General features: G+C 45.7%; 25 protein-coding genes. 24 read left to right on the top strand and 1 reads right to left on the bottom strand.

What is annotated here, in order from left to right; translation table 11 throughout:
• Positions 1-127 precede the first annotated feature (127 nt).
• The gene (locus VIC_RS09655; protein WP_006959449.1) at positions 128-727 is read left to right on the top strand and encodes a VOC family protein; all 600 of its coding nucleotides are present in this window, start codon (positions 128-130) and stop codon (positions 725-727) included.
• Here VIC_RS09655 and VIC_RS09650 read toward each other — a convergent pair.
• The gene (locus tag VIC_RS09650) at positions 719-3,493 is read right to left on the bottom strand and encodes an insulinase family protein (RefSeq protein ID WP_006959448.1); all 2,775 of its coding nucleotides are present in this window, start codon (positions 3,491-3,493) and stop codon (positions 719-721) included. The genes VIC_RS09655 and VIC_RS09650 overlap by 9 nt on opposite strands.
• A gap of 240 nt (positions 3,494-3,733) precedes the next feature.
• Here VIC_RS09650 and sixA point away from each other — a divergent pair, with 240 nt between their 5' ends.
• The 23 genes from sixA to VIC_RS09535 all read left to right on the top strand — a co-directional run bounded on the left by sixA (position 3,734) and on the right by VIC_RS09535 (position 25,117).
• Positions 3,734-4,198: a phosphohistidine phosphatase SixA gene (gene sixA / locus VIC_RS09645; RefSeq protein WP_006959447.1), complete on the top strand. Its 465-nt coding sequence runs from the start codon at positions 3,734-3,736 to the stop codon at positions 4,196-4,198.
• A gap of 153 nt (positions 4,199-4,351) precedes the next feature.
• Entirely contained in the window at positions 4,352-6,445 is a 2,094-nt protein-coding gene (gene flhA, locus VIC_RS09640; RefSeq protein ID WP_039951694.1) for a flagellar biosynthesis protein FlhA, read from the top strand.
• A 30-nt stretch (positions 6,446-6,475) separates the two neighbouring features.
• Entirely contained in the window at positions 6,476-7,957 is a 1,482-nt protein-coding gene (flhF, locus tag VIC_RS09635; protein WP_006959445.1) for a flagellar biosynthesis protein FlhF, read from the top strand.
• Positions 7,958-7,970: 13 nt separating this feature from the next.
• Positions 7,971-8,858 (top strand): MinD/ParA family protein, encoded by an 888-nt coding sequence (locus VIC_RS09630; RefSeq protein WP_019277847.1) that lies wholly within the window; start codon positions 7,971-7,973, stop codon positions 8,856-8,858.
• On the top strand, positions 8,851-9,585 hold the full coding sequence (locus VIC_RS09625; RefSeq protein WP_006959443.1) for an RNA polymerase sigma factor FliA: 735 nt from the start codon (positions 8,851-8,853) through the stop codon (positions 9,583-9,585). The genes VIC_RS09630 and VIC_RS09625 overlap by 8 nt, the downstream gene beginning before the upstream one ends.
• 45 nt (positions 9,586-9,630) lie before the next feature.
• Positions 9,631-9,999, top strand: coding sequence for a chemotaxis response regulator CheY (gene cheY / locus VIC_RS09620; RefSeq protein WP_019277848.1), 369 nt, complete (start codon positions 9,631-9,633; stop codon positions 9,997-9,999).
• Between the two features lie 40 nt (positions 10,000-10,039).
• On the top strand, positions 10,040-10,759 hold the full coding sequence (locus tag VIC_RS09615; protein ID WP_006959441.1) for a protein phosphatase CheZ: 720 nt from the start codon (positions 10,040-10,042) through the stop codon (positions 10,757-10,759).
• A gap of 9 nt (positions 10,760-10,768) precedes the next feature.
• Positions 10,769-13,063 (top strand): chemotaxis protein CheA, encoded by a 2,295-nt coding sequence (locus VIC_RS09610; protein WP_006959440.1) that lies wholly within the window; start codon positions 10,769-10,771, stop codon positions 13,061-13,063.
• 24 nt (positions 13,064-13,087) lie between these two features.
• Positions 13,088-14,218, top strand: a complete 1,131-nt coding sequence (locus VIC_RS09605) for a protein-glutamate methylesterase/protein-glutamine glutaminase (protein WP_006959439.1) — start codon at positions 13,088-13,090, stop codon at positions 14,216-14,218.
• 9 nt (positions 14,219-14,227) lie between these two features.
• Positions 14,228-15,004, top strand: a complete 777-nt coding sequence (locus VIC_RS09600) for a ParA family protein (protein ID WP_006959438.1) — start codon at positions 14,228-14,230, stop codon at positions 15,002-15,004.
• On the top strand, positions 14,997-16,007 hold the full coding sequence (locus tag VIC_RS09595; RefSeq protein ID WP_006959437.1) for a chemotaxis protein CheW: 1,011 nt from the start codon (positions 14,997-14,999) through the stop codon (positions 16,005-16,007). The genes VIC_RS09600 and VIC_RS09595 overlap by 8 nt, the downstream gene beginning before the upstream one ends.
• Before the next feature lie 37 nt (positions 16,008-16,044).
• On the top strand, positions 16,045-16,539 hold the full coding sequence (locus VIC_RS09590) for a chemotaxis protein CheW (protein WP_006959436.1): 495 nt from the start codon (positions 16,045-16,047) through the stop codon (positions 16,537-16,539).
• Complete coding sequence (locus VIC_RS09585; protein ID WP_006959435.1) at positions 16,539-17,033, top strand: DUF2802 domain-containing protein; 495 nt, start codon at positions 16,539-16,541, stop codon at positions 17,031-17,033. The genes VIC_RS09590 and VIC_RS09585 overlap by 1 nt, the downstream gene beginning before the upstream one ends.
• Positions 17,034-17,224: 191 nt before the next feature.
• Positions 17,225-17,845, top strand: a complete 621-nt coding sequence (gene ccmA, locus VIC_RS09580) for a cytochrome c biogenesis heme-transporting ATPase CcmA (protein WP_006959434.1) — start codon at positions 17,225-17,227, stop codon at positions 17,843-17,845.
• A 2-nt stretch (positions 17,846-17,847) separates the two neighbouring features.
• Positions 17,848-18,516 carry a heme exporter protein CcmB gene (gene ccmB / locus VIC_RS09575; RefSeq protein ID WP_006959433.1) on the top strand — a complete coding sequence of 223 codons (669 nt, stop codon included), beginning with the start codon at positions 17,848-17,850 and terminating at the stop codon, positions 18,514-18,516.
• Between the two features lie 117 nt (positions 18,517-18,633).
• Positions 18,634-19,386 (top strand): heme ABC transporter permease, encoded by a 753-nt coding sequence (locus tag VIC_RS09570; RefSeq protein WP_006959432.1) that lies wholly within the window; start codon positions 18,634-18,636, stop codon positions 19,384-19,386.
• Between the two features lie 3 nt (positions 19,387-19,389).
• Entirely contained in the window at positions 19,390-19,596 is a 207-nt protein-coding gene (gene ccmD, locus VIC_RS09565; RefSeq protein ID WP_006959431.1) for a heme exporter protein CcmD, read from the top strand.
• The gene (ccmE, locus tag VIC_RS09560; RefSeq protein WP_006959430.1) at positions 19,593-20,078 is read left to right on the top strand and encodes a cytochrome c maturation protein CcmE; all 486 of its coding nucleotides are present in this window, start codon (positions 19,593-19,595) and stop codon (positions 20,076-20,078) included. The genes ccmD and ccmE overlap by 4 nt, the downstream gene beginning before the upstream one ends.
• Positions 20,075-22,033 carry a heme lyase CcmF/NrfE family subunit gene (locus VIC_RS09555; RefSeq protein ID WP_006959428.1) on the top strand — a complete coding sequence of 653 codons (1,959 nt, stop codon included), beginning with the start codon at positions 20,075-20,077 and terminating at the stop codon, positions 22,031-22,033. Before ccmE ends, VIC_RS09555 begins: the two co-directional genes overlap by 4 nt.
• Positions 22,033-22,587 (top strand): DsbE family thiol:disulfide interchange protein, encoded by a 555-nt coding sequence (locus VIC_RS09550; protein WP_006959426.1) that lies wholly within the window; start codon positions 22,033-22,035, stop codon positions 22,585-22,587. The genes VIC_RS09555 and VIC_RS09550 overlap by 1 nt, the downstream gene beginning before the upstream one ends.
• On the top strand, positions 22,584-23,063 hold the full coding sequence (locus VIC_RS09545) for a cytochrome c-type biogenesis protein (protein ID WP_006959423.1): 480 nt from the start codon (positions 22,584-22,586) through the stop codon (positions 23,061-23,063). Before VIC_RS09550 ends, VIC_RS09545 begins: the two co-directional genes overlap by 4 nt.
• Positions 23,063-24,283, top strand: coding sequence for a c-type cytochrome biogenesis protein CcmI (gene ccmI / locus VIC_RS09540; RefSeq protein WP_006959420.1), 1,221 nt, complete (start codon positions 23,063-23,065; stop codon positions 24,281-24,283). Before VIC_RS09545 ends, ccmI begins: the two co-directional genes overlap by 1 nt.
• A gap of 63 nt (positions 24,284-24,346) precedes the next feature.
• The gene (locus tag VIC_RS09535; RefSeq protein ID WP_006959417.1) at positions 24,347-25,117 is read left to right on the top strand and encodes an MlaA family lipoprotein; all 771 of its coding nucleotides are present in this window, start codon (positions 24,347-24,349) and stop codon (positions 25,115-25,117) included.
• Positions 25,118-25,161: the final 44 nt, after the last annotated feature.

The raw sequence follows: 25,161 nt of genomic DNA, 5'->3' as shown, positions 1-25,161 counted from the left end.
TTCATAATTTGGCGCACATAATACCAACTTTATTGCTTTTCTTATAGGGAGTGTTCTGGGAAATTTTCTACTTTTCCTTAGGTTCTTGCTAGTATTGCGGAAAAATCAACGTTTTGGATAGATGAAAATGTCTCAAAGACTACTGGATGCTGAATTGATGCCTTCACAAATGAAAGGCAAGATTGAAGATTTTATGCATAAAATTCAAGGTTTAAGCGAGAAACTGCATATTAATTTACGTCCTTTTAAGGCGGATCATATTGCATTACGTATCAATGACTTGGAATTGGCAAAACTGGCTCATCAAGAATGGTTAAAAGAAGGCTGTGAAATATCAAATGCGGTGATAAATGGTCGTCCGATCATTGTGATTGAATTTAGTCAGCCTTTGAAGGCGTTAAATTGGTCGATTGAGTGCTTAGAATTGCCTTATCCAGCCGAGGGGAAAAGCTATCCGCAGCAGTCATGGGAGCACGTCGAGTTCGTTGTGCCTTCGCAAGCTGAAACAGCAGAGGAATTTTTGCAGGGCATCAAGCAACAACAGCCAGAACTTGCGAAACACTGGAATCAGCTGGGAGAGCAGGGAATTAAGGTGAAATTATCGAGCCCGAAAGGAGAGGGCGAGCGACTCAACAACCCAACAGTGGCATTTAAGCACGATGGAATTTGTATCAAGCTTCACCCACATTCATTGAAAAAGATTGTCGAGTCGGAGCAATCAGCCTAAATCGATGTCTTTTGGTCTCAATTGAAATTCCTCAATCGAGCCAATTTCAAAACCTAATTCAAGCGGAGCGGACTCATGATGTGCGTTCCCTTGAGTGTGCATAATGAGACGGTTCGCTGTTCTGGGTTTGAGTTCGTTCACGACAAAGCGAATCATGTCAGCGCGAGTAAGTGTCTTGAGTTCTTCCAACACCACTTCTTTTTGGTTAAAGCCACGATCTTTATTACCTATCGCAACCCATAAACGTTGAGCTCGACTGCGTAAGGTGGTGTCTGGCGTTGCAATCTGGTTCCACAACCCTCGTTTACTGCTGTGCCATTGATATTCGTTGAGCTCAAGAAGCACCATATAGAACGCATTGAGAAACTCGTCAATCGAGCTAATTAAATCGACAGGGGCGGCATTGGGAGATTGTACATAGAGCACAATACCCGGATGACGATTGAGTGGTAAGTTCCCTGTTCCTACCATATAACCCAGCTGTTGCTTGGTACGTATCTCATGGAAAAACGTAGCTGACATCAGGTGATTAGCTAGCGAGTAGAGGGCGATGTTTCGTGGTTCGATATCGTCACACTGGTAGTATACGACAACGGCAGAATCTTCCTGATTACATTCCACCGAACGTTGGAATGTCCCGTTTTTACCAAGCATCACAAGAGGACGAAGTGCTTCCTCATATTGTTGATTATGGACTCTCAGCGCGTCTTTGAGTGTCTCGCCGAGGCTGATTGCGTCAGTGCGAGTCCAATCACCATAAACAAACATCTCGACATGCAATTCGGCCAAAATTTCCTGAACGAACTCGGCTAATTCTTCGACATGAATGGTTTCAAGCGCTTCCAACAATGCCACGTAAGGTGGGTTATTGGGTTGCAACAGGCCAGTCATGGCGTTGAACAACTGAGAAATGGGTTTGTCTTGGGCTGCGTTACGCCAGTTCCTGATTAACTGAGTTTTGATGGTCTCAAAGCGTTTGGCACTGAACTCACGTTTAGCAAAGCGGTTGAGGATCATTTTCATCAACTCGGGCTGCTTCTTGCTAAATCCGGACAGTGTTAACGTCACGCCACCTTGATGGGCATACATGTTGTAGCCCATACCGGCAATTTCCGCCTGATAGGTCTCTTTAGCCAGCGAATCGAGAAACATCTCTACACATAAGCGTGTTTTGACAATGTTTCTCGGATTAGCGACCGCATGCGGGCTATCAATCGCTACATAGATAACACCTTTAGGTACGCGGAATTCATGGTCTTGGAGGTGCCATAATTTGAAGCCTGGAAGCTCTTCAATGATTTCAGGGATATCAGACCGAGAATCGATGGGCTGCGGATCTAAGTCGTAACAAATAAACGGGTTCTTTGGCGGCAGGCAAAAGCTCAATTCGCTTGTTGCTTTATAGTAGGCTAACTTCTCTGAATTAAATGGAGTGACAGAGTAGGGAGATGCGTACCATTGGGCTTGCTTATCATACTTGAAGCCCTGCGCAATTAGAGTAATGCGAAGGTTCTCAGGCGTTAAATATTGCAGCAGCTCTTTGAGCAGAGGTTCGTCATACTCATTCATCATAAAGTCGCCGTAGATTGTATCTTCTGGCGCGTAATGTTGCATATTGACCACAAGGTGACTGACCAAGTCTAATGGTCGTGTCGGCTCTTGAAAGCGGAAAGCCGACTCGAGCACGGCCTGCTTTTCAAGGTAACGCCACTCATCAAACCCATCGCGGCTTAATAGTGTTAAATAGGAGAAGATCGCCTGTACAATTTCATCAACACAGCCAAGCCCCTCTGTGGTTAACGCGCAGCTAACCGTAAATTCACGATAGTTGCTGCCACTGGTGCCACCACCGGCAGAAAGGGAAGTTATCCAACCAGCTTCCTTCAACGCTAACATCAGGCTGCCTTCACCCTCATAACCAAGCAAATGCGCGAAATAAGAGAGAGGTTTCTGACGATAATGCTCATTCATGCTTGGCATTGGAAAGGTCAGAATCAGTTTGCGGATTTCTTTGATTGGCTCCACATTCACCATAATGCTGGTGGAGTTTTCGTCCGTATAGGGTGTGCTGATAGATTTACCCGCCAGACCATGGGTTGGGATGGACGAAAATCTTTCTTCCACCCAGAGCGCAAGCTCGTCTGGAGATTGAGGACCCATAACGGTTAGCGTCATCAAATCCGCAGAGTATTGCTGATAGTGAAATTCGACAATCTCGTCACGGATCGACTGCCCATCACGATCACCTAGTGTTTCTAGGTTACCGACCGAAAACTTGGCAAACGGATGTTCTGGATTCACCAGCTCCTTGTGAACCTGATACAGACGACGAGAATCATCTTTAAGTTTGAGCTTATATTCAGATTCAACCGCTTGGCGTTCTTTATCTAGCGCTTCAGGGTTAAACAGTGGTGCAGTAAAAAATTGGCTAAACCGGTCGAGGCTATCCTCAAAGGCTGAAGGAGTAACGTCAAAAAAGTAGCAAGTGTGCTCGGTGCCAGTCCAAGCATTATTGCTGCCACCGTGCTGATTAATATAGCTTTGAAACTCCCCGACTTTAGGGTATTTTTCTGTACCCAAAAACAGCATATGTTCTAGGTAATGAGCGAGCCCCTGACGATCCATCGGGTCATCAAAATGCCCTACATTGACTGCAAGCGCGGCGGCTGATTTTTGTGCATCGCGATCCTGAACCACCAAGACTCTGAGCCCGTTTTCCAACGTGAGGTAGCGATATTGGTTGGTGTCATTTGGGCTTATATGCACAAGGGTCTCTCCGCTGAAGATGCTTAGATACTAGTATGTACGGGATGTGAACGAGTGCCAACTATCTCTTTGAGAAATATAAGCATACGTAATTTAATTATCCATTCCTTAAGATTGTTAAGAAAGTCGAAGTCTTTAGCAAGGTACTTGATATAATTATTTTTAAACGGACAGCAAAAGTCCGTGTATTAAAGAATAACAATTGCGGTTAGTAAGCAGTCACCGATTTAGGAAGAAGCCATGAAAATATTTATAATGCGCCACGGAGAAGCAGAGCATTACGCAGCTTCTGACGCTGAGCGTGCGCTAACAGAAAGAGGACGCACTGCCTCAGCCGCAGTGGCCAGAGCTTGTGCAGAACAAGGCTATGCCCAGTTTGATAAAGTACTAGTAAGCCCTTACTTGCGGGCCCAACAAACCTGGCAGGAAGTATCCCGAAGTTTCAATGCCAAACAAATCCAAACATTTGAAGATATCACGCCATATGGTGAATCGACACATGTGGCCGATTATGTGGCAGCGGTTGCTGAAGTGGAAGGTCTTGAATCGATCCTTTTAGTCTCACACTTGCCATTGGTCGGCTATCTGACGGCGGAATTTGTGCCAGATATGGTGCCACCGATGTTCCCTACCTCCGGTATCGTATGTGTTGATTACGATCTGAATAAACGACGTGGTGAGCTGATTTTTAATATCCAACCTTAAAGTACATTGCTTGTGTAGGAAGTAATGTAATTCAATGAGTTACAGCTTTCTGCGACTTTTCTGTTTAGCCATAAAATTGACAGGACTTATGGACTGGAACTTGCATAACCGCCTAAGTCCCTTAATTTTGGTTAAATTATAGATTTCTCTTCTATGAAGTTTACATTGCCGTTCGCGGATAAGTTACCTCCCATCCCTCAGAGAGCGATGCCAGCGATAGGTGCGCCTGTCATGGTATTGGCGACACTGGCGATGGTTGTGCTGCCAATACCGCCATTCCTGCTCGACTTATTCTTCACATTTAACATCGCACTGGCGATGGTGGTGTTATTGGTCACAGTCTACACCCGTAGGCCATTAGATTTCGCTGCGTTTCCAACCGTACTTCTTATCGCGACCTTACTGCGCCTAGCGTTGAACGTTGCTTCAACTCGAGTTGTTTTGTTGTATGGCCACGAAGGTACCGGAGCGGCAGGTAGTGTGATTGAAGCGTTTGGTAGCGTGGTGATTGGTGGTAATTATGCCGTCGGTCTTGTTGTCTTCCTCATCCTGATGATCATCAACTTTATGGTTGTGACCAAAGGTGCAGGCCGTATTTCTGAAGTGAGCGCACGTTTTACCTTGGATGCTTTACCAGGTAAGCAAATGGCGATTGATGCTGACTTGAACGCAGGATTGATCGATCAAGACCAAGCGCGCACTCGTCGCCAGGAAGTGACGAAAGAAGCTGACTTTTACGGTTCGATGGACGGTGCATCAAAATTTGTTAAGGGTGATGCCATTGCAGGTATCCTGATTTTGTTTATCAACATCATCGGTGGTCTATCGATTGGTATGGCCCAGTATGGATTGGCATTCAGTGACGCCATCCAGATTTATACCTTGTTGACTATTGGTGATGGCTTGGTTGCCCAGATACCGTCGCTACTCTTGTCGATTGGTGCCGCAATCATGGTAACTCGTCAGAACACTGACGAAGATATGGGACAGCAGGTTGTGTTCCAGATGTTCGACAACCCGAAAGCACTGATGATTACCGCTGGTATTCTTGGCGTGATGGGTGTCGTTCCTGGTATGCCGCATTTTGCGTTTCTGTTGCTTGCGATTTTAGCAGGTGCTGGTGCGTACTGGATTCATCGAAAACAGAAACAGGAAGCGGAGAAATCCAATCTACCAGCCACCACAGAGCAAGATGCTCCGACACCTAAAGAATTGTCTTGGGATGACGTTCAACCCGTTGACATCATTGGTCTTGAGGTAGGTTACCGCTTGATCCCGTTAGTGGACAAAGACCAAGGAGGCGAGTTGTTAGAACGGGTTAAAGGGGTTCGCAAAAAGCTTTCTCAAGATTTTGGTTTTCTTATTCCTGCGGTCCACATTCGCGACAACTTGGAGCTGACTCCCAATAGTTATCGGATTACTTTGATGGGCGTTGCAGTAGGTGAAGCAGAGATTCGCCCTGATATGGAGTTGGCTATTAACCCGGGGCAGGTATATGGCATGGTGGAAGGCGAACCAACCATTGACCCTGCTTTTGGTCTTGAGGCGGTGTGGATCAAAGATGAGCAGCGAGAGCACGCCCAAGCACTTGGTTATACCGTCGTGGACTCTTCTACCGTTCTTGCTACTCATTTAAGCCAACTACTAACGAACAACGCTTCAAATCTGATTGGTCATGAGGAAGTGCAAAACCTGCTAGAGATGCTTGGACGAAGTGCGCCTAAATTGGTAGAGAACTTTGTGCCGGATCAGCTTCAGCTTGGCGTTGTGGTGAAAGTATTACAGAACTTGCTTAATGAAGCGGTACCTATCCGAGACATCCGAACTATCGTCCAAACCTTGGCTGAATATTCAAGCAAGAGTCAAGAACCTGACATCCTCACAGCAGCCGTTCGCATTTCTTTAAAACGATTAATTGTTCAGGAAATCAATGGAATAGAGCCAGAGTTGCCAGTTATTACATTGATTCCAGAGCTGGAACAAATATTGCATCAAACAATGCAAGCATCTGGGGGAGAGTCTGCAGGCATCGAACCAGGTTTGGCAGAACGACTACAATCTTCTTTAACTCAGGCAACTCAAGAGCAAGAGTTGAAAGGAGAGCCAGCCGTCCTTCTGACCTCTGGCGTATTGCGTTCAACATTGGCTAAGTTTGTGAAGAACACAATCCCATCGCTGCGAGTGCTCTCTTATCAGGAAATCCCAGACGAGAAACAAATACGTATTGTTCAAGCCGTTGGTAACTAGCAGTAATGCGTGAATAGATGGATATCTACTTTGAAGATTAAACGATTTTTTGCCAAAGACATGCGGACCGCCTTACTCCAAGTCAAAGGGGAGTTAGGTGATGATGCGGTTATCATGTCTAATAAAAAAGTCGCTGGTGGTGTGGAGATTGTTGCGGCGGTCGACAATGAGACAGCCGCGGCGCGCTCAGGCGCTAACTATAACTCCCAACCTCGCTACAACAACTCTCAGGCCGCTGCGAATATGAAGAGCGCGCCAGCTCCCAAGCAACGTCAGTTAGACGAAGATAGAGTGAGTCTGCAAGGTAAGGCGGACTCAGGCCGCTCCATGACGAAGCGCTTTGCTACCATGCTTAAGCAATACAGTAATGGTGCTGGAGAAGCCGATGGCAATGAGCCAGAAAGTGCGGACTCACTATCGGCATTACTTAAGAGACAATCTGCTGCTCGAGGGGATAATAACGGCGTTCAGGTACGTGAAGACTCTCCGTTAGCCCGACTCATTGCAGAAGACCGAAGCGCAGAGCGACCAGCACCACGTCTTGACCCGACACGTTATGAACGCAGTCGTGCCGAAGAGCAGAATGTGCGCGGCGAAGATCTTGAAGATATGCGTGAAGAGATGACGTCAATTCGCCGACTTCTTGAGCATCAAGTATCTGGACTTATGTGGCAGGAAGTTGAGCGCCGCGAACCTCTTCGTGCGATGTTGATTAAACGACTTGAACGTATGGGGGTTTCTGCTGAGCTAGCGGATCAACTCGCATGTTATATTCCTGAAGATACGCCACCAACAAAAGCATGGAAAGCGTTGCTGGGTCTAGTTTCGGACCAAATTCCTATTTCCAAACAGGATATTCTTAAGCGTGGTGGCGTGGTTGCCTTACTAGGGCCTACAGGTGTGGGTAAAACGACGACGGTTGCCAAGCTTGCAGCAAGAGCTGCAATGGAGTTTGGCTCAGACAACGTCGCGTTAGTTACAACGGATACTTATCGTATCGGTGCACACGAGCAATTATCGATTTACGGTCGCATTATGGGATGTGCTGTAAAAGTTGCTAAAGATTCCAAAGAGTTAGCCGATGTAATATATCAATTGAGAAATCGTCGCCTAATTCTGGTTGATACAGCAGGTATGGGACAGCGTGATGTTCGCTTATCAGAGCAGCTTGATACGCTCATGCATGAAAGCGGTGAAGTGATTCATAGCTACCTAGTTTTACCTGCTACCGCGCAGCGAAAGGTACTGCAAGAGACCATCGACCACTTTAAGAGAATTCCACTTTCGGGTTGTATTCTCACCAAACTGGATGAGTCGTTAAGCCTAGGGGAGTTTGTCAGCGTCGTAGTACAAAACTCATTACCTGTGGCTTATATCGCGAATGGACAGCGAGTTCCAGAAGACATAGTGATAGCGCAGCCTAAGTACATGGTTGCGAAGGCAAATGAATTGTTAGAGAAGTCGACAGATGACGAACCTCACTATTGGAATAGTGAATCAGAAAGGTTCTAGGCGGCGGACGATTATGACTAAGAATATGATACAAGACCAAGCAAGCGGACTACGCCGCTTAACACAACCTTCACTGACTAAAGTAATTGCGGTTACTGGTGGTAAGGGCGGCGTGGGTAAATCAAATGTGACTTTAGGCCTGGCGATATGTATGGCGCGCCAAGGCAAAAAGGTCATGGTGCTTGATGCTGACCTTGGTTTGGCAAATGTTGATGTAATGCTGGGTATACGGTCGAAGAAAAACCTCGGCCATGTATTAGCAGGCGAATGTGACTTACAAGATGCTATTGTTGAAGGACCGTATGGAATAAAAATTATTCCGGCGACTTCTGGCACTCAGTCAATGACCGAATTGTCTCATGCGCAACATGTCGGTTTAATTCGTGCTTTTGGCAGCCTAGAAGATGAGATGGACGTGTTACTCATTGATACTGCTGCCGGGATCTCAGATATGGTAGTGAGCTTTTCACGCGCAGCTCAGGATGTGGTAGTTGTGGTTTGTGACGAACCGACTTCTATCACGGATGCATATGCTCTGATCAAACTTTTGAGTAAAGAACACCAAGTTCAACGATTTAAAATTGTTGCAAATATGGTCAGAAGCTATCGTGAAGGGAGAGAATTGTTCGCAAAGTTGACCTTGGTCACAGAGCGATTCTTGAATGTTAGCCTTGAGCTCGTAGCATGTATTCCATTGGATGATAAAGTTCGACAAGCTGTGAAAAAACAAAAGATTGTCGTGGATGCATTCCCTCGCTCGCCAGCGTCATTAGCTTTGGGATCGTTAGCAAATAAAGCGCTAACTTGGCCAATTCCTAAGACACCGAGTGGACATCTGGAGTTTTTTGTAGAACGCTTACTTCATAGAACAGAGATGTTAGAGGAACCATTTGGTGAATAAGGCATTGACCTATGACCAATACGCAAATCAAGACAGCCAGCGAGCATTTTTAGAAAAATACTCGGTGCTGGTAAAGCGCATTGCTCACCATTTGCTCGGGCGATTACCTCCGAGCGTACAGGTCGAAGACCTAATTCAAGCCGGAATGATCGGCTTATTAGAAGCTCAAAAGAACTACGACGGCAGTAAAGGCGCCAGTTTTGAAACCTATGCTGGCATTCGCATCCGTGGTGCTATGCTTGATGATATACGCCGTGGGGATTGGGTTCCCCGCTCAGTACACAAAAACAGTCGAGAAATCAGTCAGGCCATTGCGCAGTTAGAAGGTGAACTCAATCGGGACCCAACCGATGCAGAGGTCGCCAAGCGCTTAGAAATGAGCCTTGAGCAATACCACAGTGCATTAACGGATATTAACAGTTCTCGTCTCATTGGTATTGACGATTTAGGTGTGTCAGAAGATGCGATATCGCACGAAGATGCTGACGAAGAAAATATCCCTTTTCAGGGCGTCGCAGATGAATATTTTCGTACTGCACTAGTAGAATCAATTAAATCACTTCCTGAAAGAGAAGCTCTAGTACTTTCGCTTTATTATGATGAAGAGTTAAACTTGAAGGAAATCGGCGAAGTTATTGGTGTTAGCGAGTCGCGCGTTAGCCAAATACTAAGCCAATCAATGCAGCGTCTACGCACAAAGTTGAGTGTTTGGACAAATAATGACTAAAAATCACTGATATCGAACTCAGTGGAGGCAATTTTGAATAAAAACATGAAGATCCTTATTGTTGACGACTTTTCAACAATGCGCCGTATCGTTAAGAACTTACTTCGTGACTTGGGTTTCAATAATACTCAAGAAGCGGATGACGGCTTAACGGCGTTACCAATGCTTAAGAAAGGTGAGTTCGACTTTGTAGTAACAGACTGGAACATGCCTGGTATGCAAGGTATCGACCTTCTGAAGCATATTCGTGCCGACGAGGAGCTTAAGCATCTACCTGTTCTTATGATCACAGCAGAAGCGAAGCGCGAACAAATCATTGAAGCTGCGCAAGCAGGTGTTAATGGCTATATCGTTAAGCCATTTACCGCAGCTACACTAAAAGAAAAATTAGATAAAATCTTTGAGCGTTTATAAGTCAAGGAATTGACGACGTAACGCGAAAGGCCAATTCAGAATGATTTCATTAGAACAGGCAAAGCACCTCGTAGAGTTGTTAGAAAACGATCAGCAGAAAGAAGCTGACCAACTTGTCAAAGACATACACGAAGGCTCTTCTAATCCAATGCTACAGGAAATAGGCGAGCTGACGCGTGATCTTCACGAATCTATCAAGCAATTTAGCATTGATGAACGCATGAGTGAGATTGCGAACGATGAAATCCCTGATGCTAGGGACAGACTCCAGTATGTCATTGATAAGACAGAAACTGCGGCGAATAAAACCATGGATGCTGTTGACCGCTGCATGCCAATAGCAGACAACCTGCATGAAGGGTTGCTCCAGGTCCGCCCTCAGTGGAACGAATTAATGCATGGGCGTATTGAACTTGCAGAATTTAAAGCTCTGTGCCATCGCATTGATGGTCTACTTGGTGAAGTAGAAGGAGATAGCTCCGAGCTTAGAGGGCAGCTAACAGAAATTCTAATGGCGCAGGATTTTCAAGATTTGACAGGTCAAATCATTCGTAGAGTGATTACCCTCGTTAATGAAGTTGAAAAGAGACTAGTGGAAATTCTGACAGCGTTTGGCGCAAGTCAACTACAAGACGCTGCAAACGATAAGAACAAATCATCGATAGACCCAGAGGGGCCAATACTCAACCCTCATGAAAGGGAAGATGCGGTTTCATCACAAGACGAAGTCGACGACTTACTCTCAAGTCTTGGGTTTTAGAGGTAACTTATGAGCTATGAATTAGACGAAGATATTCTACAGGACTTTTTGGTTGAAGCTGGCGAGATACTAGAGCTTCTTTCTGAACAGTTGGTAGAACTAGAAAACAACCCTGACGACAAAGACCTTTTAAATGCAATATTTCGTGGTTTCCACACTGTCAAAGGCGGGGCGGGTTTCTTATCATTAACCGAACTGGTTGATACCTGCCACGGTGCTGAAAACGTGTTTGATATTTTGCGTAACGGTCAGCGTCAGGTAACAGCAAGTCTAATGGATACCATGCTGAATGCACTGGATACTGTTAACGAGCAGTTTCAGGCAGTACAGGATAGAGAGCCTCTGACTCCAGCAGACCAAGCACTGCTTGATGAGTTGCATCGTCTAAGCAAACCTCAAACTGAAGATGAAGCGGAACCTACGGCAGAAGCGCCTGCTGCTCCAGTGGTGGAAGAGCCTATTGTCGAAGAGCCTGTCGCTTCAGAACCAGTGGCAGCATCACCAGAAGCACCTAGTACGCAAGCCGTGTCCGCTGGTTCTATTGACGAAATTACACAAGATGAATTTGAAAAATTATTAGACGAGCTTCATGGTGAAGGTAGTGCACCAGGGACCTCTGAAGCCGCTGCAGCAACAGAAGCTCCGGCCGCTCCGTCTGTGCTTGATGGTGATATGAGCGGTGACATTACTGATGATGAATTTGAAAAGCTTTTAGATGAGCTACATGGTAGCGGGAAAGCTCCCGGTGAAGGTTCGGCAGCCACTCCTGCCCCGCCACCGCCGAGTAAACCTGAAACGCCTGCACCTGCAGCTGCTGCCAGTGGTGGCGATAGCGATTTAATGACAGACGCTGAGTTTGAAAAGCTACTTGATGATTTACACGGTTCAGGTAAGGGGCCTTCAGTTGAAGAGCTTGATGCAGCAACTAAGCCCGCAACACAAAATGTAGAGCAAGGCCCAGAACCTGCTAAGCCGGCTTCAGCCCAAAAAGCTGCGGCACCAGCTCCTAAGGCGGCAGCACCTGCAGCTTCAACAGTTGCATCTGCCCCAAAACCAAAAGAGAAAGCTGCACCGCCGGCTAAAAAAGAAGCTGCGCCGCCAGCGACACAAGCTAAAAAACCTCAAGCGGAAGCAACGGTTCGAGTCGATACATCAACACTAGATACCATTATGAATATGGTCGGTGAATTGGTGCTTGTTCGTAACCGACTACTAAGTTTGGGCCTCAACAGCAATGATGAAGAAATGTCAAAAGCGGTAGCGAACTTGGATGTTGTTACTGCTGATCTTCAAGGCGCTGTGATGAAAACACGCATGCAGCCCATAAAGAAGGTATTCGGTCGTTTTCCTCGTGTTGTTCGAGATTTGGCTCGTAGTCTGAAGAAAGATATTAATCTTGAGATGCGTGGTGAAGATACAGACTTGGATAAAAATCTAGTTGAAGCACTAGCGGATCCACTGATTCACTTGGTACGTAACTCTGTCGACCACGGCGTTGAAATGCCTGATGACCGAGTCAAGGCCGGTAAGCCGAGAACGGGTAAAGTTATCCTGTCTGCTTCTCAAGAGGGCGACCATATCGAATTAGCCATTGTAGATGATGGTGGTGGTATGGACCCAGATAAGCTTCGAGGCATTGCGGTCAAGCGCGGTATCATGGATGAGGATGCAGCTTCTCGCTTGACCAATAAAGAATGTTTTAACCTGATCTTTATGCCTGGCTTCTCTAGTAAAGAACAAATCTCAGACATTTCTGGTCGTGGTGTGGGTATGGATGTGGTGAAAACCGCTATTAACACCCTTAATGGCTCCATCGACATCGATTCAGAAATGGGTAAAGGAACTAAGATTACGATTAAAGTTCCGTTAACTCTGGCTATTCTTCCTACCTTGATGGTCGGTGTTGCTGGACATCCGTTTGCGCTACCACTGGCAAGCGTGAATGAAATTTTCCACCTCGACTTGAGCAGGACTAACGTCGTAGACGGTCAGTTGACTATTATCGTTCGTGAAAAATCGATTCCGTTGTTCTACTTACAGAATTGGTTAGCGCCTCAAGCTGGAGATGTAGAGCTTCGTAAAGGTCATGGGCATGTTGTGATTGTCCAGATCGGTAGCCAACGTGTTGGTTTTGTTGTGGATACCTTGATTGGGCAAGAAGAAGTGGTTATTAAACCGCTTGATAGCATGCTTCAAGGCACGCCAGGAATGGCAGGTGCAACGATTACCAGCGATGGTCATATCGCTCTAATTCTGGATGTGCCGGATTTGCTTAAGCAGTATGCAGCTGCTTCTCGAATCTAAGTCGTAGAACAAAAAAGGATTGCTATGGCGATTAAAGTTTTAGTGGTAGATGATTCGAGTTTTTTCCGTCGCCGAGTCAGTGAAATAATCAATTCAGAGCCTAGACTAGAGGTGATGGATGTTGCGACCAATGGTAAAGAAGCGGTCGAAAAAGCGATCAGATTGAAGCCAGACGTCATTACTATGGACATTGAAATGCCAGTCATGGACGGTATAACAGCCGTTCGTGAGATCATGGCAAAAAGTCCGGTTCCAATTTTGATGTTCTCTTCTTTGACTCATGATGGTGCTAAAGCAACGTTAGATGCGCTTGATGCAGGTGCATTGGACTTTTTGCCGAAGAAGTTTGAGGATATTGCACGTAACCGTGATGATGCAGTTTCTCTGTTACAGCAGCGCGTAATTCAAATCTCGTCACGCCGTACCTTTATGCGTCGCCCTGCGGCAAAACCAGCACCAACGGCTACTCCGACGGCAAGGCAACCTTCTACGTCGACAGCTCCCACGCAGCGACCGACGCGCCCAGCAGCGACCGCCTCTAAGCCGTCTTCAGCTGCGAGATTTAAAGCAAGTGGCAAAAAATACCAGCTGACTGCAATCGGAACTTCCACCGGAGGGCCTGTTGCACTACAAAAAATACTTACAAAGCTACCTGCTAACTATCCGCATCCAATCGTGTTGATTCAGCATATGCCAGCAACGTTTACGGCTGCGTTTGCGAGTCGTTTAAACTCGCTATGTAAAATTCAGGTTAAAGAAGCGGCCGATGGCGATGCGCTCAAACCAGGAGTTGCATACCTAGCGCCTGGTGGTAAACAGATGATGATTGACGGGCGCCCTGGCTCTGCAAAGTTACGTGTCATCGATGGCGGTGAGCGAATGAATTACAAGCCTTGTGTTGATGTAACCTTTGGCAGTGCAGCGAAAATCTATTCTGATCAAGTACTTTCAATGGTTCTGACTGGTATGGGAGCAGATGGAAGAGAAGGCGCTCGTATGTTGAAAAGCGCAGGCTCAACAATTTGGGCGCAAGACGAAGAGAGTTGTGTTGTCTATGGCATGCCTCAAGCTGTGGCTAAAGCGGGTATTTCCACCGAAGACTTACCATTAGAGCGCATTGCTGAGCGCATTCTGGTAGAAGTTGGCCTGTCGTAGAGGTATCGCATGATTGTTTGGAGTATTGCAAACCAGAAAGGCGGTGTTGGTAAAACGACAACGACGATCACGTTGGCTGGTTTGCTTAGCAAACAAGGAAAACGCGTTCTACTTGTAGATACGGATCCGCATGCATCTCTGACTACGTATTTAGGTTATGACTCCGACGGTGTGGCTTCAAGCCTGTTCGATCTTTTCCAACTCAAAGAGTTTAGTGAACAAAGCGTTTTACCTTTGGTCATGAAGTCAGATATTGAAGGCATTGATTTAATACCTGCCCATATGTCGCTTGCGACGCTTGACCGTGTAATGGGCAATCGCAGTGGAATGGGGTTGATCCTCAAGCGAGCTCTAATGGCAATAAAAGAGCATTATGACTATGTGCTCATTGATTGCCCGCCGATTTTAGGGGTCATGATGGTCAATGCGTTGGCTGCGAGCAATCGTATATTGATTCCAGTCCAGACAGAGTTCTTGGCGATGAAAGGCTTGGAGCGTATGGTTCGAACATTGGCGATTATGCAAAAATCGCGTAATCGTGAATTTAAAGTAACCATTGTTCCGACAATGTATGATAAGCGAACGCGAGCATCATTGCAGACATTACAGCAACTGAAGAAGGATTACCCTAATCAGGTTTGGACATCGGCTGTACCGATCGATACCAAGTTCCGAGATGCCAGTTTAAAACATCTTCCAGTTTCACATTTTGCATCGGGTAGTCGGGGTGTTTTCGCATACAAGCAACTGTTGATCTATTTAGAGAGGTTAGCAGTGGATGAGTAGCAATACTTTACTCTCAAGTGAACAAGCGCTGGATGAGTATTTTTCAGCGTTACTCGACGAATCAATTGAAATTGAAGAATTGTCAGAGGTTCCCGAAAGCGCTCCAGATACCTTACCAGCGCCGGAAGAGATGGAACTGGAGCCCGTTGTTCAGTCAGTTGAAGAGAAAAGCTACTATTCAGCACCAACTGCGGAAGTAGAAGTTCCCAATTTAGATGATGTGGAAAGACTGCTGGAACAACTGGAGTCCACCAACCCTGTTGCAGAGCTTCAGCTTGAAGAGGTGATGGAGCAAAACACGGTTCAGATTGCTGAAGCCAAAGAGGTTGCTGAAGAAGTTCAGGATTGGGAAGTTGAAGTTCCTGACTTAGACGAGCCGAAAGTTGAGGCTGAGTTGGACGCTTCTGACCTTGTTGAAGAAACCATCCAAGTAGAATCAGAAGCTGAAATTCAAATTGAAGAGCCAGAAGTTGAATTGGCAGAAGAAGCTTCTGTCGAACCTGAGACTCAAGCTGGTGGCAGCGCATTAGGTATTTGGCATTCGACTGAGCGTGACGCAGAGTTTCAGGTACTTTACTTTGATGTGAATAGCGTGACTTTTGCGGTTCCCCTAGACGAACTAGGTGGTATACACCGAATAGCGGAATTGAATCATCTGATAGGGCGTCCTGAATGGTATTTAGGCCTCCAAACAAGCCGAGAGGCTCAGCTAGATGTGGTAGACACGGCAAAGTGGGTGATGGCCGAAAAGCTGATAGATGATAGCTATAAGGATGAATATCAATACATAGTGATGCTAGATGAAAGTATGTGGGGGCTCGCTTCAACACAGCTAAAAGGAACAGAATCGCTTAATCCAGAGAAAGTCCGCTGGCGCAAAACGGCAGGGAAGCGTCCGTGGCTAGCTGGAATGGTTAAAGAAAAAATGTGTGCTTTGATCCATGTTGAAGCATTGATAGCTATGCTTAATGCAGGACTTGATGTAAAAGCCTTAGATAAATAAAACATTTATGCCGATTTAGGCTTAGAGAGGAATAGGTATGTCTCAAACTAATGAAGTCGAAGTAAGAAAAGATCAGTCCAATGACGAAGTACTTCAGTGGGTGACGTTCCAGCTAGAAGAAGAAACTTACGGTATCAACGTAATGCAGGTACGTGAAGTACTTCGCTATACAGAGATTGCTCCTGTACCGGGCGCCCCTGATTATGTTCTAGGTATTATTAATCTACGTGGTAACGTCGTAACGGTAATCGATACTCGTTCACGCTTCGGCTTGATGGAAGGTGAAATTACCGATAATACGCGCATCATTGTGATTGAATCTGAACATCAGGTGATTGGTATTCTAGTGGATAGTGTTGCGGAAGTGGTTTATTTGCGTTCTTCTGAAATTGATACCACGCCAAGTGTTGGTACTGATGAAAGTGCTAAGTTCATTCAGGGTGTGAGCAACCGCGACGGTAAGCTACTAATCTTGGTTGATCTGAACAAACTTCTGACTGACGAAGAATGGGATGAGATGGCTCACCTGTAATGGATGCAGTTGTATTTGCAAATGCTCCTGTGATCGCAGGAGCTATTGCGTTAGTTGTACTGTTGTTTGTATTGGCTCTTTTTCGAATTAAGAAAAGTCAGCGGCTAATGGCCGATCATTGGCGGCAACAGAATCGCCACCTCGATAAAGAGCTGCAGAAGGCTACAAAACAACTGCTTGAAGTACGCTCTGTGGTTGTCGGCTTAGGGCAACGAGTCAGTGAGCAACAGGATCTCATCCAGCACCTGAATGAAAGAATATCAGAACTAGAACAGGAAGATGGTGATGGTCGATTGTACTCGAGAGCCACAAAAATGGTTCAGTTAGGCGCTGACGTTAACGAGCTTATTGAAGAGTGTGAATTGCCTAAAGCTGAAGCTGAATTGATGTTATCCTTGCAAAAGAAGATTGCAGGGAAAGAGAAGATTCCTCCCCTAAGAGCTGGCAATGAACAACGAAAAACATCAGTGCGGCGAAAAAGCGCGAGAAAATAACGATTGAAAAAGGATGCAAACAGCATCCTTTTTTTGTGTTCATTTGTAACCATTTAGTGGTAGTTAAATGGGGCTGTGATAGATTATTAACAGAATCTTACCGAGTTTCGTGATTCGTATGGGGCTAATTCTATTTTGTGTGAGTACGGCTGTGGTACTATACCCGCACGAAATTTATGTAGTGAACGTTCATGTTAGAAGTATCTCAACTGACTGCCATCAGAGATGAAAGAATTCTCTTCGAATCCCTATCTTTTACTATAAATTCCGGTGAGTTAGTACAGATTGAAGGCCGAAATGGTACGGGCAAAACAACGTTGTTGCGTATCGTAACTGGGCTCGGAGATCGTGATAGTGGTGAGATTTTCTGGAACGGCGAAAATATTGAGTCAAACCGAGATGCTTATCATCAGGATCTGCTGTTTTTGGGCCATCAAACAGGTGTGAAGCGTGAGCTAACTGCTTATGAAAATTTAAGGTTCTATCTCAATATTCATTCTCGTAAGCCTGTAGGTAAAGAGACTATCTATAGCGCTTTGATGAAAGTAGGGTTAGTGGGTCGTGAAGATGTACCCGTTGCTCAGCTTTCTGCTGGACAACAACGTCGAGTTGCATTGGCCCGTTTGTGGCTGAGCGACCATAAACTTTGGATCTTGGATGAGCCGCTGACGGCGATTGATAAACAGGGAGTGAAAGTTCTGGAATCTCTCTTCCTTAGTCATGCTGAAGATGGTGGCATTGTGATACTTACAACGCATCAGGACATGTTCGCTGACAATCCAAAACTAAGAAAAATAAAACTGGGTGATTAGCTATGTTTGCAACAATGAACAGCATTATTCGACGTGAATTGCTTATAGCGTTTCGCCGTCAGGCAGACATATTCAATCCACTGTGGTTTTTCATCATAGTGATTACACTTTTCCCACTCAGTATTGGCCCAGAACCCAACCTGCTAGCTCGTATTGCTGCTGGTATTGTTTGGGTTGCGGCATTGCTGTCTGCACTGTTATCTCTTGAACGATTATTCAGGGATGACTTTCAGGATGGTTCACTGGAACAAATGATGTTAATGCCTGTCCCATTGCCTATAGTCGTGATTTCAAAAGTGATTGCACATTGGGTTTTGACAGGCTTACCGTTGATTCTGATTAGCCCTTTGCTGGCTATTTTACTTTCTCTTGATATGAATTCTTGGCTGGCTGTTGTTACAACATTACTGATAGGTACACCAACGTTGAGTTTTATAGGTGCTATTGGTGTCGCGTTGACAGTCGGTCTACAAAAAGGGGGCGTGCTACTCAGCTTGTTGGTTTTACCGCTGTACATTCCCGTATTGATCTTTGCGACCTCGGCTATTGACGCTGCTTCACTTGGAATGGCGTATAACGGTCAGCTTGCAATACTAGGGGCGATGTTTATGGGAGCTATGACACTGACACCATTTGCGATTAGTGCTGCGTTGAGAGTAAGTGTCAATTAATTGTTTTCGATCAAGCACGAAATTTCCCCCTTTCTATAAATTACAAAACTAATAATTGTCAAAAAAAAGTCCAAGAGACGTAAATAAGACAACACTGAAGTAAGAGTGAGAACGACGATGTGGAAATGGCTCCATCCTTATGCCAAGCCCGAAACCGCTTATCAGCTGTGTGGTAAGCTATTGCCCTGGTTTTCCATATTAGCCCTACTGTGTTTATCGGTAGGAACGGTATGGGGACTGGCCTTCGCCCCTTCTGACTATCAACAAGGTGATAGCTTCCGGATTATTTATATCCATGTCCCTTCTGCGATTTGGTCTATGGGTGTTTACATGTCTATGGCGATTGCTGCGTTTATTGGCTTAGTCTGGCAGGTCAAGCTGTCAGACATGGCCGCCTCTGCAATGGCTCCAATCGGTGCGGTTTATACCTTCATTGCTCTGCTTACAGGGGCTGTATGGGGTAAGCCGATGTGGGGTGCATGGTGGGTATGGGATGCACGTTTAACCTCTGAACTGATCCTCTTGTTCCTTTACCTCGGTGTCATCGCGCTTTATCACGCGTTTGATGATCAGAAAACAGCAGCCAAAGCGGCAGGTATTCTGGCGATTGTTGGTGTTGTGAACTTACCGATTATTCATTTCTCAGTAGAGTGGTGGAATACCCTACATCAGGGAGCGACTATCACTAAATTTGCAAAACCTTCCATCTCTAGCGATATGCTTTGGCCTCTATTGCTGAACATTTTCGGTTTTGCATTTTTCTTTGGTGTAGTGACGATGATTCGTCTACGCAATGAGATTATTAGCAAAGAGAGTCACCGCCCGTGGGTGATTGCTTTAGCTCAGGCTAAATCTCAGCGAGGTAACTAAACGATGCATTTTGAATCTTTGAGCGATTTTTTCGCGATGGGCGGTTATGCCGGCTATGTTTGGAGCGCTTTTGGTATCACATTCTTTTCGATGTTTGTTCTGCTTCTGGTCAGTATCCGCCGTGGTAAAAACCTGTTGAATGAAGTGCAGTCGAAGGTAGACAGGCAAGCGCGTATTGATGCGGCTAAAAATTTGGAGAACACATTATGAACCCTAGGCGAAAGAAAAGGCTGGGCATTGTCTTAGCAATTTTCATTGGTATTAGCGCTACCGTTGGTTTAATGCTTTACGCACTAAATCAGAATATGGATTTGTTCTATACACCAACAGAGTTGGTTGACGGTAAACCTGATGGCACCAAACCTGAAGTCGGCCAACGTCTACGAATTGGCGGTATGGTGGTTGAAGGTTCGGTTCGACGAGACCCTGAATCACTGCGTGTTTCTTTCGATTTGCATGATGTCGGCCCTAAGGTCACCATCGTCTATGACGGTATTCTTCCAGATCTGTTCCGTGAAGGGCAGGGCATTGTTGCTCAGGGTGTGTTGAAAGATGCGACGACCGTTGAAGCTTTTGAAGTGTTAGCAAAGCATGATGAAGAATACATGCCGCCAGAGATAGCGGAAGCGATGAAGAAAAATCACCAACCGCTTGAGTATACAGAACAACAAAAACAAGGAAGCGGTCAATGATTGCTGAAATTGGTCATTTTGCAATGATCGTTTCACTGGCAATGGCAGTGCTGTTGAGCATACTGCCGTTAGTCGGTGCGTCTCGAAATAATACTATGCTGATGAACACCGCAAGACCTCTGTCTTGGGGCATGTTCCTGCTACTTCTTTTATCTTTCTGTGTGCTGCTTTGGGCGTTCTACACCAATGACTTCACGCTCAACTATGTTGCTACCAACTCAAACAGTCAGTTACCTTGGTACTATCGCCTGACAGCGGTTTGGGGAGCACATGAAGGCTCTTTGCTTCTTTGGGTTTTGATTCAAGCCGCTTGGACAGTTGCCGTTGCGACATTTAGTCGTGGCATGCCACAAGAGTCGGTTGCTCGTGTTCTTGCTGTAATGGGCATGATTACGGTTGGATTCTTACTGTTCATCATCGTTACATCTAACCCGTTCCTACGTACCTTGCCATTCTTTCCTGTCGATGGTCGTGACTTAAACCCACTGCTTCAAGACCCAGGTTTGATTATTCACCCACCAATGCTTTACATGGGTTACGTAGGCTTCTCAGTTGCGTTCTCTTTTGCTATTGCGTCATTGATGACAGGTCGACTTGATACGGCTTGGGCTCGTTGGTCTCGACCTTGGACGACAGCGGCTTGGCTATTCCTGACTCTAGGTATTGCACTAGGTTCTTGGTGGGCGTACTACGAACTCGGCTGGGGTGGCTGGTGGTTCTGGGATCCAGTAGAAAACGCCTCCTTTATGCCTTGGCTTGCGGGTACAGCGTTAATGCACTCATTAGCTGTAACTGAAAAACGCGGCACCTTTAAAGCTTGGACTGTGCTTTTGGCAATCTCCGCGTTCTCGCTGAGTTTATTAGGTACTTTCCTAGTACGTTCGGGTATTTTGGTTTCAGTTCACGCGTTTGCATCTGATCCATCACGCGGCATGTTTATTCTCGGTTTCCTAGTGTTTGTTATTGGTGGTTCGTTACTGCTGTTCGCTCTGAAAGGGGCAACCGTTCGTGTCCGAGGTAACTTTAGCTTAGTTTCACGTGAGAATGCCCTGCTATCAAACAATGTCTTGTTGATTGCTGCTTTGGTGGTGGTTTTGGTCGGCACATTGTTACCGCTAGTTCATAAACAGATTGGCTTGGGCTCAGTGTCTATCGGTGCACCATTCTTCAATATGTTGTTTGCGTGGCTGATGATTCCTTTCTCTTTCTTGCTAGGTATCGGTCCGCTGATTCGTTGGAAACGAGATAGCTTATCAAGCTTGATCAAGCCTATGCTGGTTTCCGGTGTAGCGTCACTTGTACTTGCAGGTGTGTTTGTTTACTTGTTTGCCGATTTCTTCCAGTTTATGGCTTATTTAGGCTGGGTGATGGCGTTGTGGATTATCTTCATGCACGGTTTTGAGTTGCATGAGCGTGCGACTCACCGTCACAGTTTTTCTGTTGGTATCAAGAAACTTCAACGTAGCCACTGGGCTATGATGATGGGGCATATTGGGCTTGCTGTAAGCATCATTGGTATTGCGATGGTTCAGAACTACAGTATCGAGCGAGATGTACGTTTGGCTCCTGGTCAGCATTACAACATTCAAGGCTATGACTTCTACTTTGAAGGACTTCGTGACAAAGATGGCCCTAACTATGATGGTTATATTGCAGACTTTGAAATCACTCATAACGGCAAGTACATCAATACACTTCATGCAGAAAAACGCTTCTATCGCACTGCACGCTCGATGATGACAGAAGCTGCGATTGATCGTGGTGTGACTCGTGATTTGTATATCGCGATGGGCGAACGTCTAGACGATAACAAGTCTTGGGCAGTACGTATCTATTACAAACCGTTTGTTCGCTGGATCTGGGCTGGTTCATTGCTAATGGCTCTAGGCGGTGCTATTGCAATCAGTGACAAGCGTTATCGTTTCAGAAAAAGTGCAAAAACGCAGGAGGCATAATGAATAAGAAATTACTATTCATCCCACTGTTGGCGTTTTTGGGGTTGGTGGCAGTTTTCGCCACCCAACTTGTTAAAAACTCACATGGCGATGATCCTACCAAGCTAGAGTCGGTACTTGTCGGCAAATCGGTTCCTGAGTTTCGTCTTGAAGATCTCGCCGAGCCAGGCAAGCTTTACGATCAGTCCATCTTTAAAGGTGAGCCACTACTGCTAAACGTATGGGCGACTTGGTGTCCAACTTGTTATGCAGAGCACCAGTACCTGAATGAGTTAGCGTCGCAAGGTGTTAAGATCATTGGCATGAACTACAAAGATGAACGTGATAAAGCCGTTCAGTGGCTGAATGAACTTGGTAATCCATACCTGATCAGCTTATTCGATGGTAACGGAATGCTTGGTTTAGATTTGGGCGTATATGGTGCTCCAGAAACATTCCTTATTGATGCGCAAGGCAAAATTCGTTATCGCCATGTCGGTGATGTGAATGACCGTAACTGGAACGAAACACTGAAGCCGATGTATGAGCAAGTTCTGGCGGAGGCTGGACAATGAAAAAGATGATATTGGCTCTGTTTGCTGCGATGACTTTGTCTTTGGCAGCACATGCCACAATCCAAATCTATGAGTTTGATGACTTGGAACAAGAGCAGCAGTTCAAAGAACTCGGGAACACCCTTCGTTGTCCTAAGTGTCAAAACAATACTATCGCGGATTCCAACGCAGAGTTGGCTGTCGACTTACGTCAAAAAGTGTATGAAATGACCAAAGAAGGTAAGTCAAAACAGGAAATCGTTGATTATATGATTGCTCGTTACGGCAATTTTGTTACCTACAATCCACCATTCACAATGGCGACATCAATTTTATGGCTAGGGCCGATTTTTGTCGTGGTATTTGGCTTTGGCTTTATTGTCCTAAGAGCTCGAGCACGTAAGGTGCAACCTGAACAGGCAGAATCTTGGGATAAAGAGAAAGAAGCGCGCTTGAAAGAGCTGCTGGATAATAAGAATGATGGAGATAAGCAGTAATGACACTATTTTGGGTAGCTTCAGTCATTCTTGTGGTACTGAGCTCACTGCTGATTGCTTTGCCGATCATTAGAAAAAAAGCGAATAATGATGAAGCATTGCGTGATGAGTTAAACAAGGCGTTTTACAAAGACCGTTTATCGGAGCTCGAAGAAGAAGCCGAAGAAGGGTTAGTTGAAAACCAACAAGATCTGATCGACGATTTGAAACAATCGCTATTAGACGATATCCCGGAAGATCAGAAAGTCGAGCGTGAAAACGGCATCTCACCAATGGCAGTGCTTATTCCATCGGTTCTTTTGGTTGTAGTGTTGTCTTACACCATGTACATGAAATTCGGTGCTTCGGATGAAGTTGTGGAATGGCAGCAAGTGAGTGCAAATCTTCCTGCTTTGTCTAAAAAGCTTATGGCACCAGAAGGTACGGCATTGAGCGACGACGAAATGCAGGATCTGACTCTGGCACTTCGTACCCGTCTGCACTACCAACCTGATGATTCTACAGGCTGGTTGCTCCTTGGTCGTATTGCACTAGCCAATAGGGATGTGGAAACGGCAATTGGGTCAATGAAAAAAGCGTACAGACTTGAACCAGACAACGCAGATGTCAAATTGGGTTATGCGCAAGCTTTGATGTTGTCTCAGGATGATATCGATCAAGACAAAGCACGTAAGATTCTTGGTCAGCTGGTTCAGAGCGATTACGTTGATTTACGCGTATTCTCATTGTTAGCTTTCGATGCATATGAACGCAAAGACTACCCAGCAGCAGTTCGCTACTGGAGTGTTATGCAGCAGATGATCGGTCCGCAGGACAGTCGTTATGAGATGCTCTCTCGCAGCATTGAAAATGCTCAGAAACAAATGGGTGATCACGTTTCGAGCGGTAAATCTGTTTCTGTCTCTATCGCGTTGAGCGCTGAGGTTCAGGCTGATCCCAATTCAGCGCTGATCGTTTCAGTTCACACTGCCGATGGTTCTCCGATGCCAGTAGCTGCTGCCAGGTACCCGATGGGCTCTTTCCCAAGAACCGTTGTTTTGGATGATGGAAACAGCATGTTGCAAGACCGTAAACTGTCTTCACTTGAATCTTTGATGGTAAGAGTGCGTCTAGATAGCGATGGAAATGTGGCAACCAAACAAGGGGACTGGTTTGGAGAGAGCGAAGCCGTTAAAATGGGCGAACCTGTTGAAGTTATAATTGATAAGCAGTATCAATAGATACCCCTTATGAATGTACGAAGGCCGGTGACTACACCGGCCTTTTTTATGGAAATTATAATAATGAAGAGCTTTAAGTCTCAGATATGGGTGATTGCTTGTACGTCAATTTTTCTATTTGGCTGCGCGGGCTCACCTCAGGAAAGTGAACACTCAACGTCAGCCGAATCTGAGGTCAATGACCCATTTGAGGGGTTTAACCGCACGATGTGGACAATTAACTATGACTATTTAGACCCTTACTTCGTTCGTCCGGTTTCGTTGGCATACGTTAACTACGTGCCTGATCCTCTGCGTCATGGCGTATCCAACTTCCTTGGCAACTTAGATGAGCCAGCAAGTATGGTGAACAACATCTTAATGGGGAATGGTGAGAAAGCACTCGATCATTTCAATCGCTTTTGGATTAACAGTACCTTTGGGCTTTTAGGCATCATTGATATCGCGTCTGAAGCGGGGATCACCGACCATAATGAGAAAGCTTTCAGTGACGCCGTTGGCCATTATGGGGTAGGTAATGGGCCATATGTGATGGTACCAGGCTATGGTCCTTGGACTGTGCGCGAATCTACAGACATTGTTGATGGCTTATATGTCCCACTGTCATTACTCAATTTCTGGGCTGGGCTAGGTAAATGGGCGCTCGAAGGTATGGAAACACGCGCTGCATTAGTATCTCAAGAAGCGATGTTGGAGAACTCTCCCGATCCTTATGCGCTTACACGCGATGCATTTCTTCAAAGGCAAGACTTTAAAGCAGAAATCGAGCCTAAGGACGATTACGATGCAGATGAAGAAGCTTACCTAGATGAATATCTGGATGAAGATTTCTAATTAAAAAGGCTTGGTTATGACCAAGCCTTTTTCTTTGCGGGATA

It is taken from the genome of Vibrio coralliilyticus ATCC BAA-450, assembly GCF_000176135.1.
In the GTDB taxonomy this organism is placed as follows: domain Bacteria; phylum Pseudomonadota; class Gammaproteobacteria; order Enterobacterales; family Vibrionaceae; genus Vibrio; species Vibrio coralliilyticus.
This window is presented reverse-complemented; position numbering and strand designations above follow the sequence as displayed.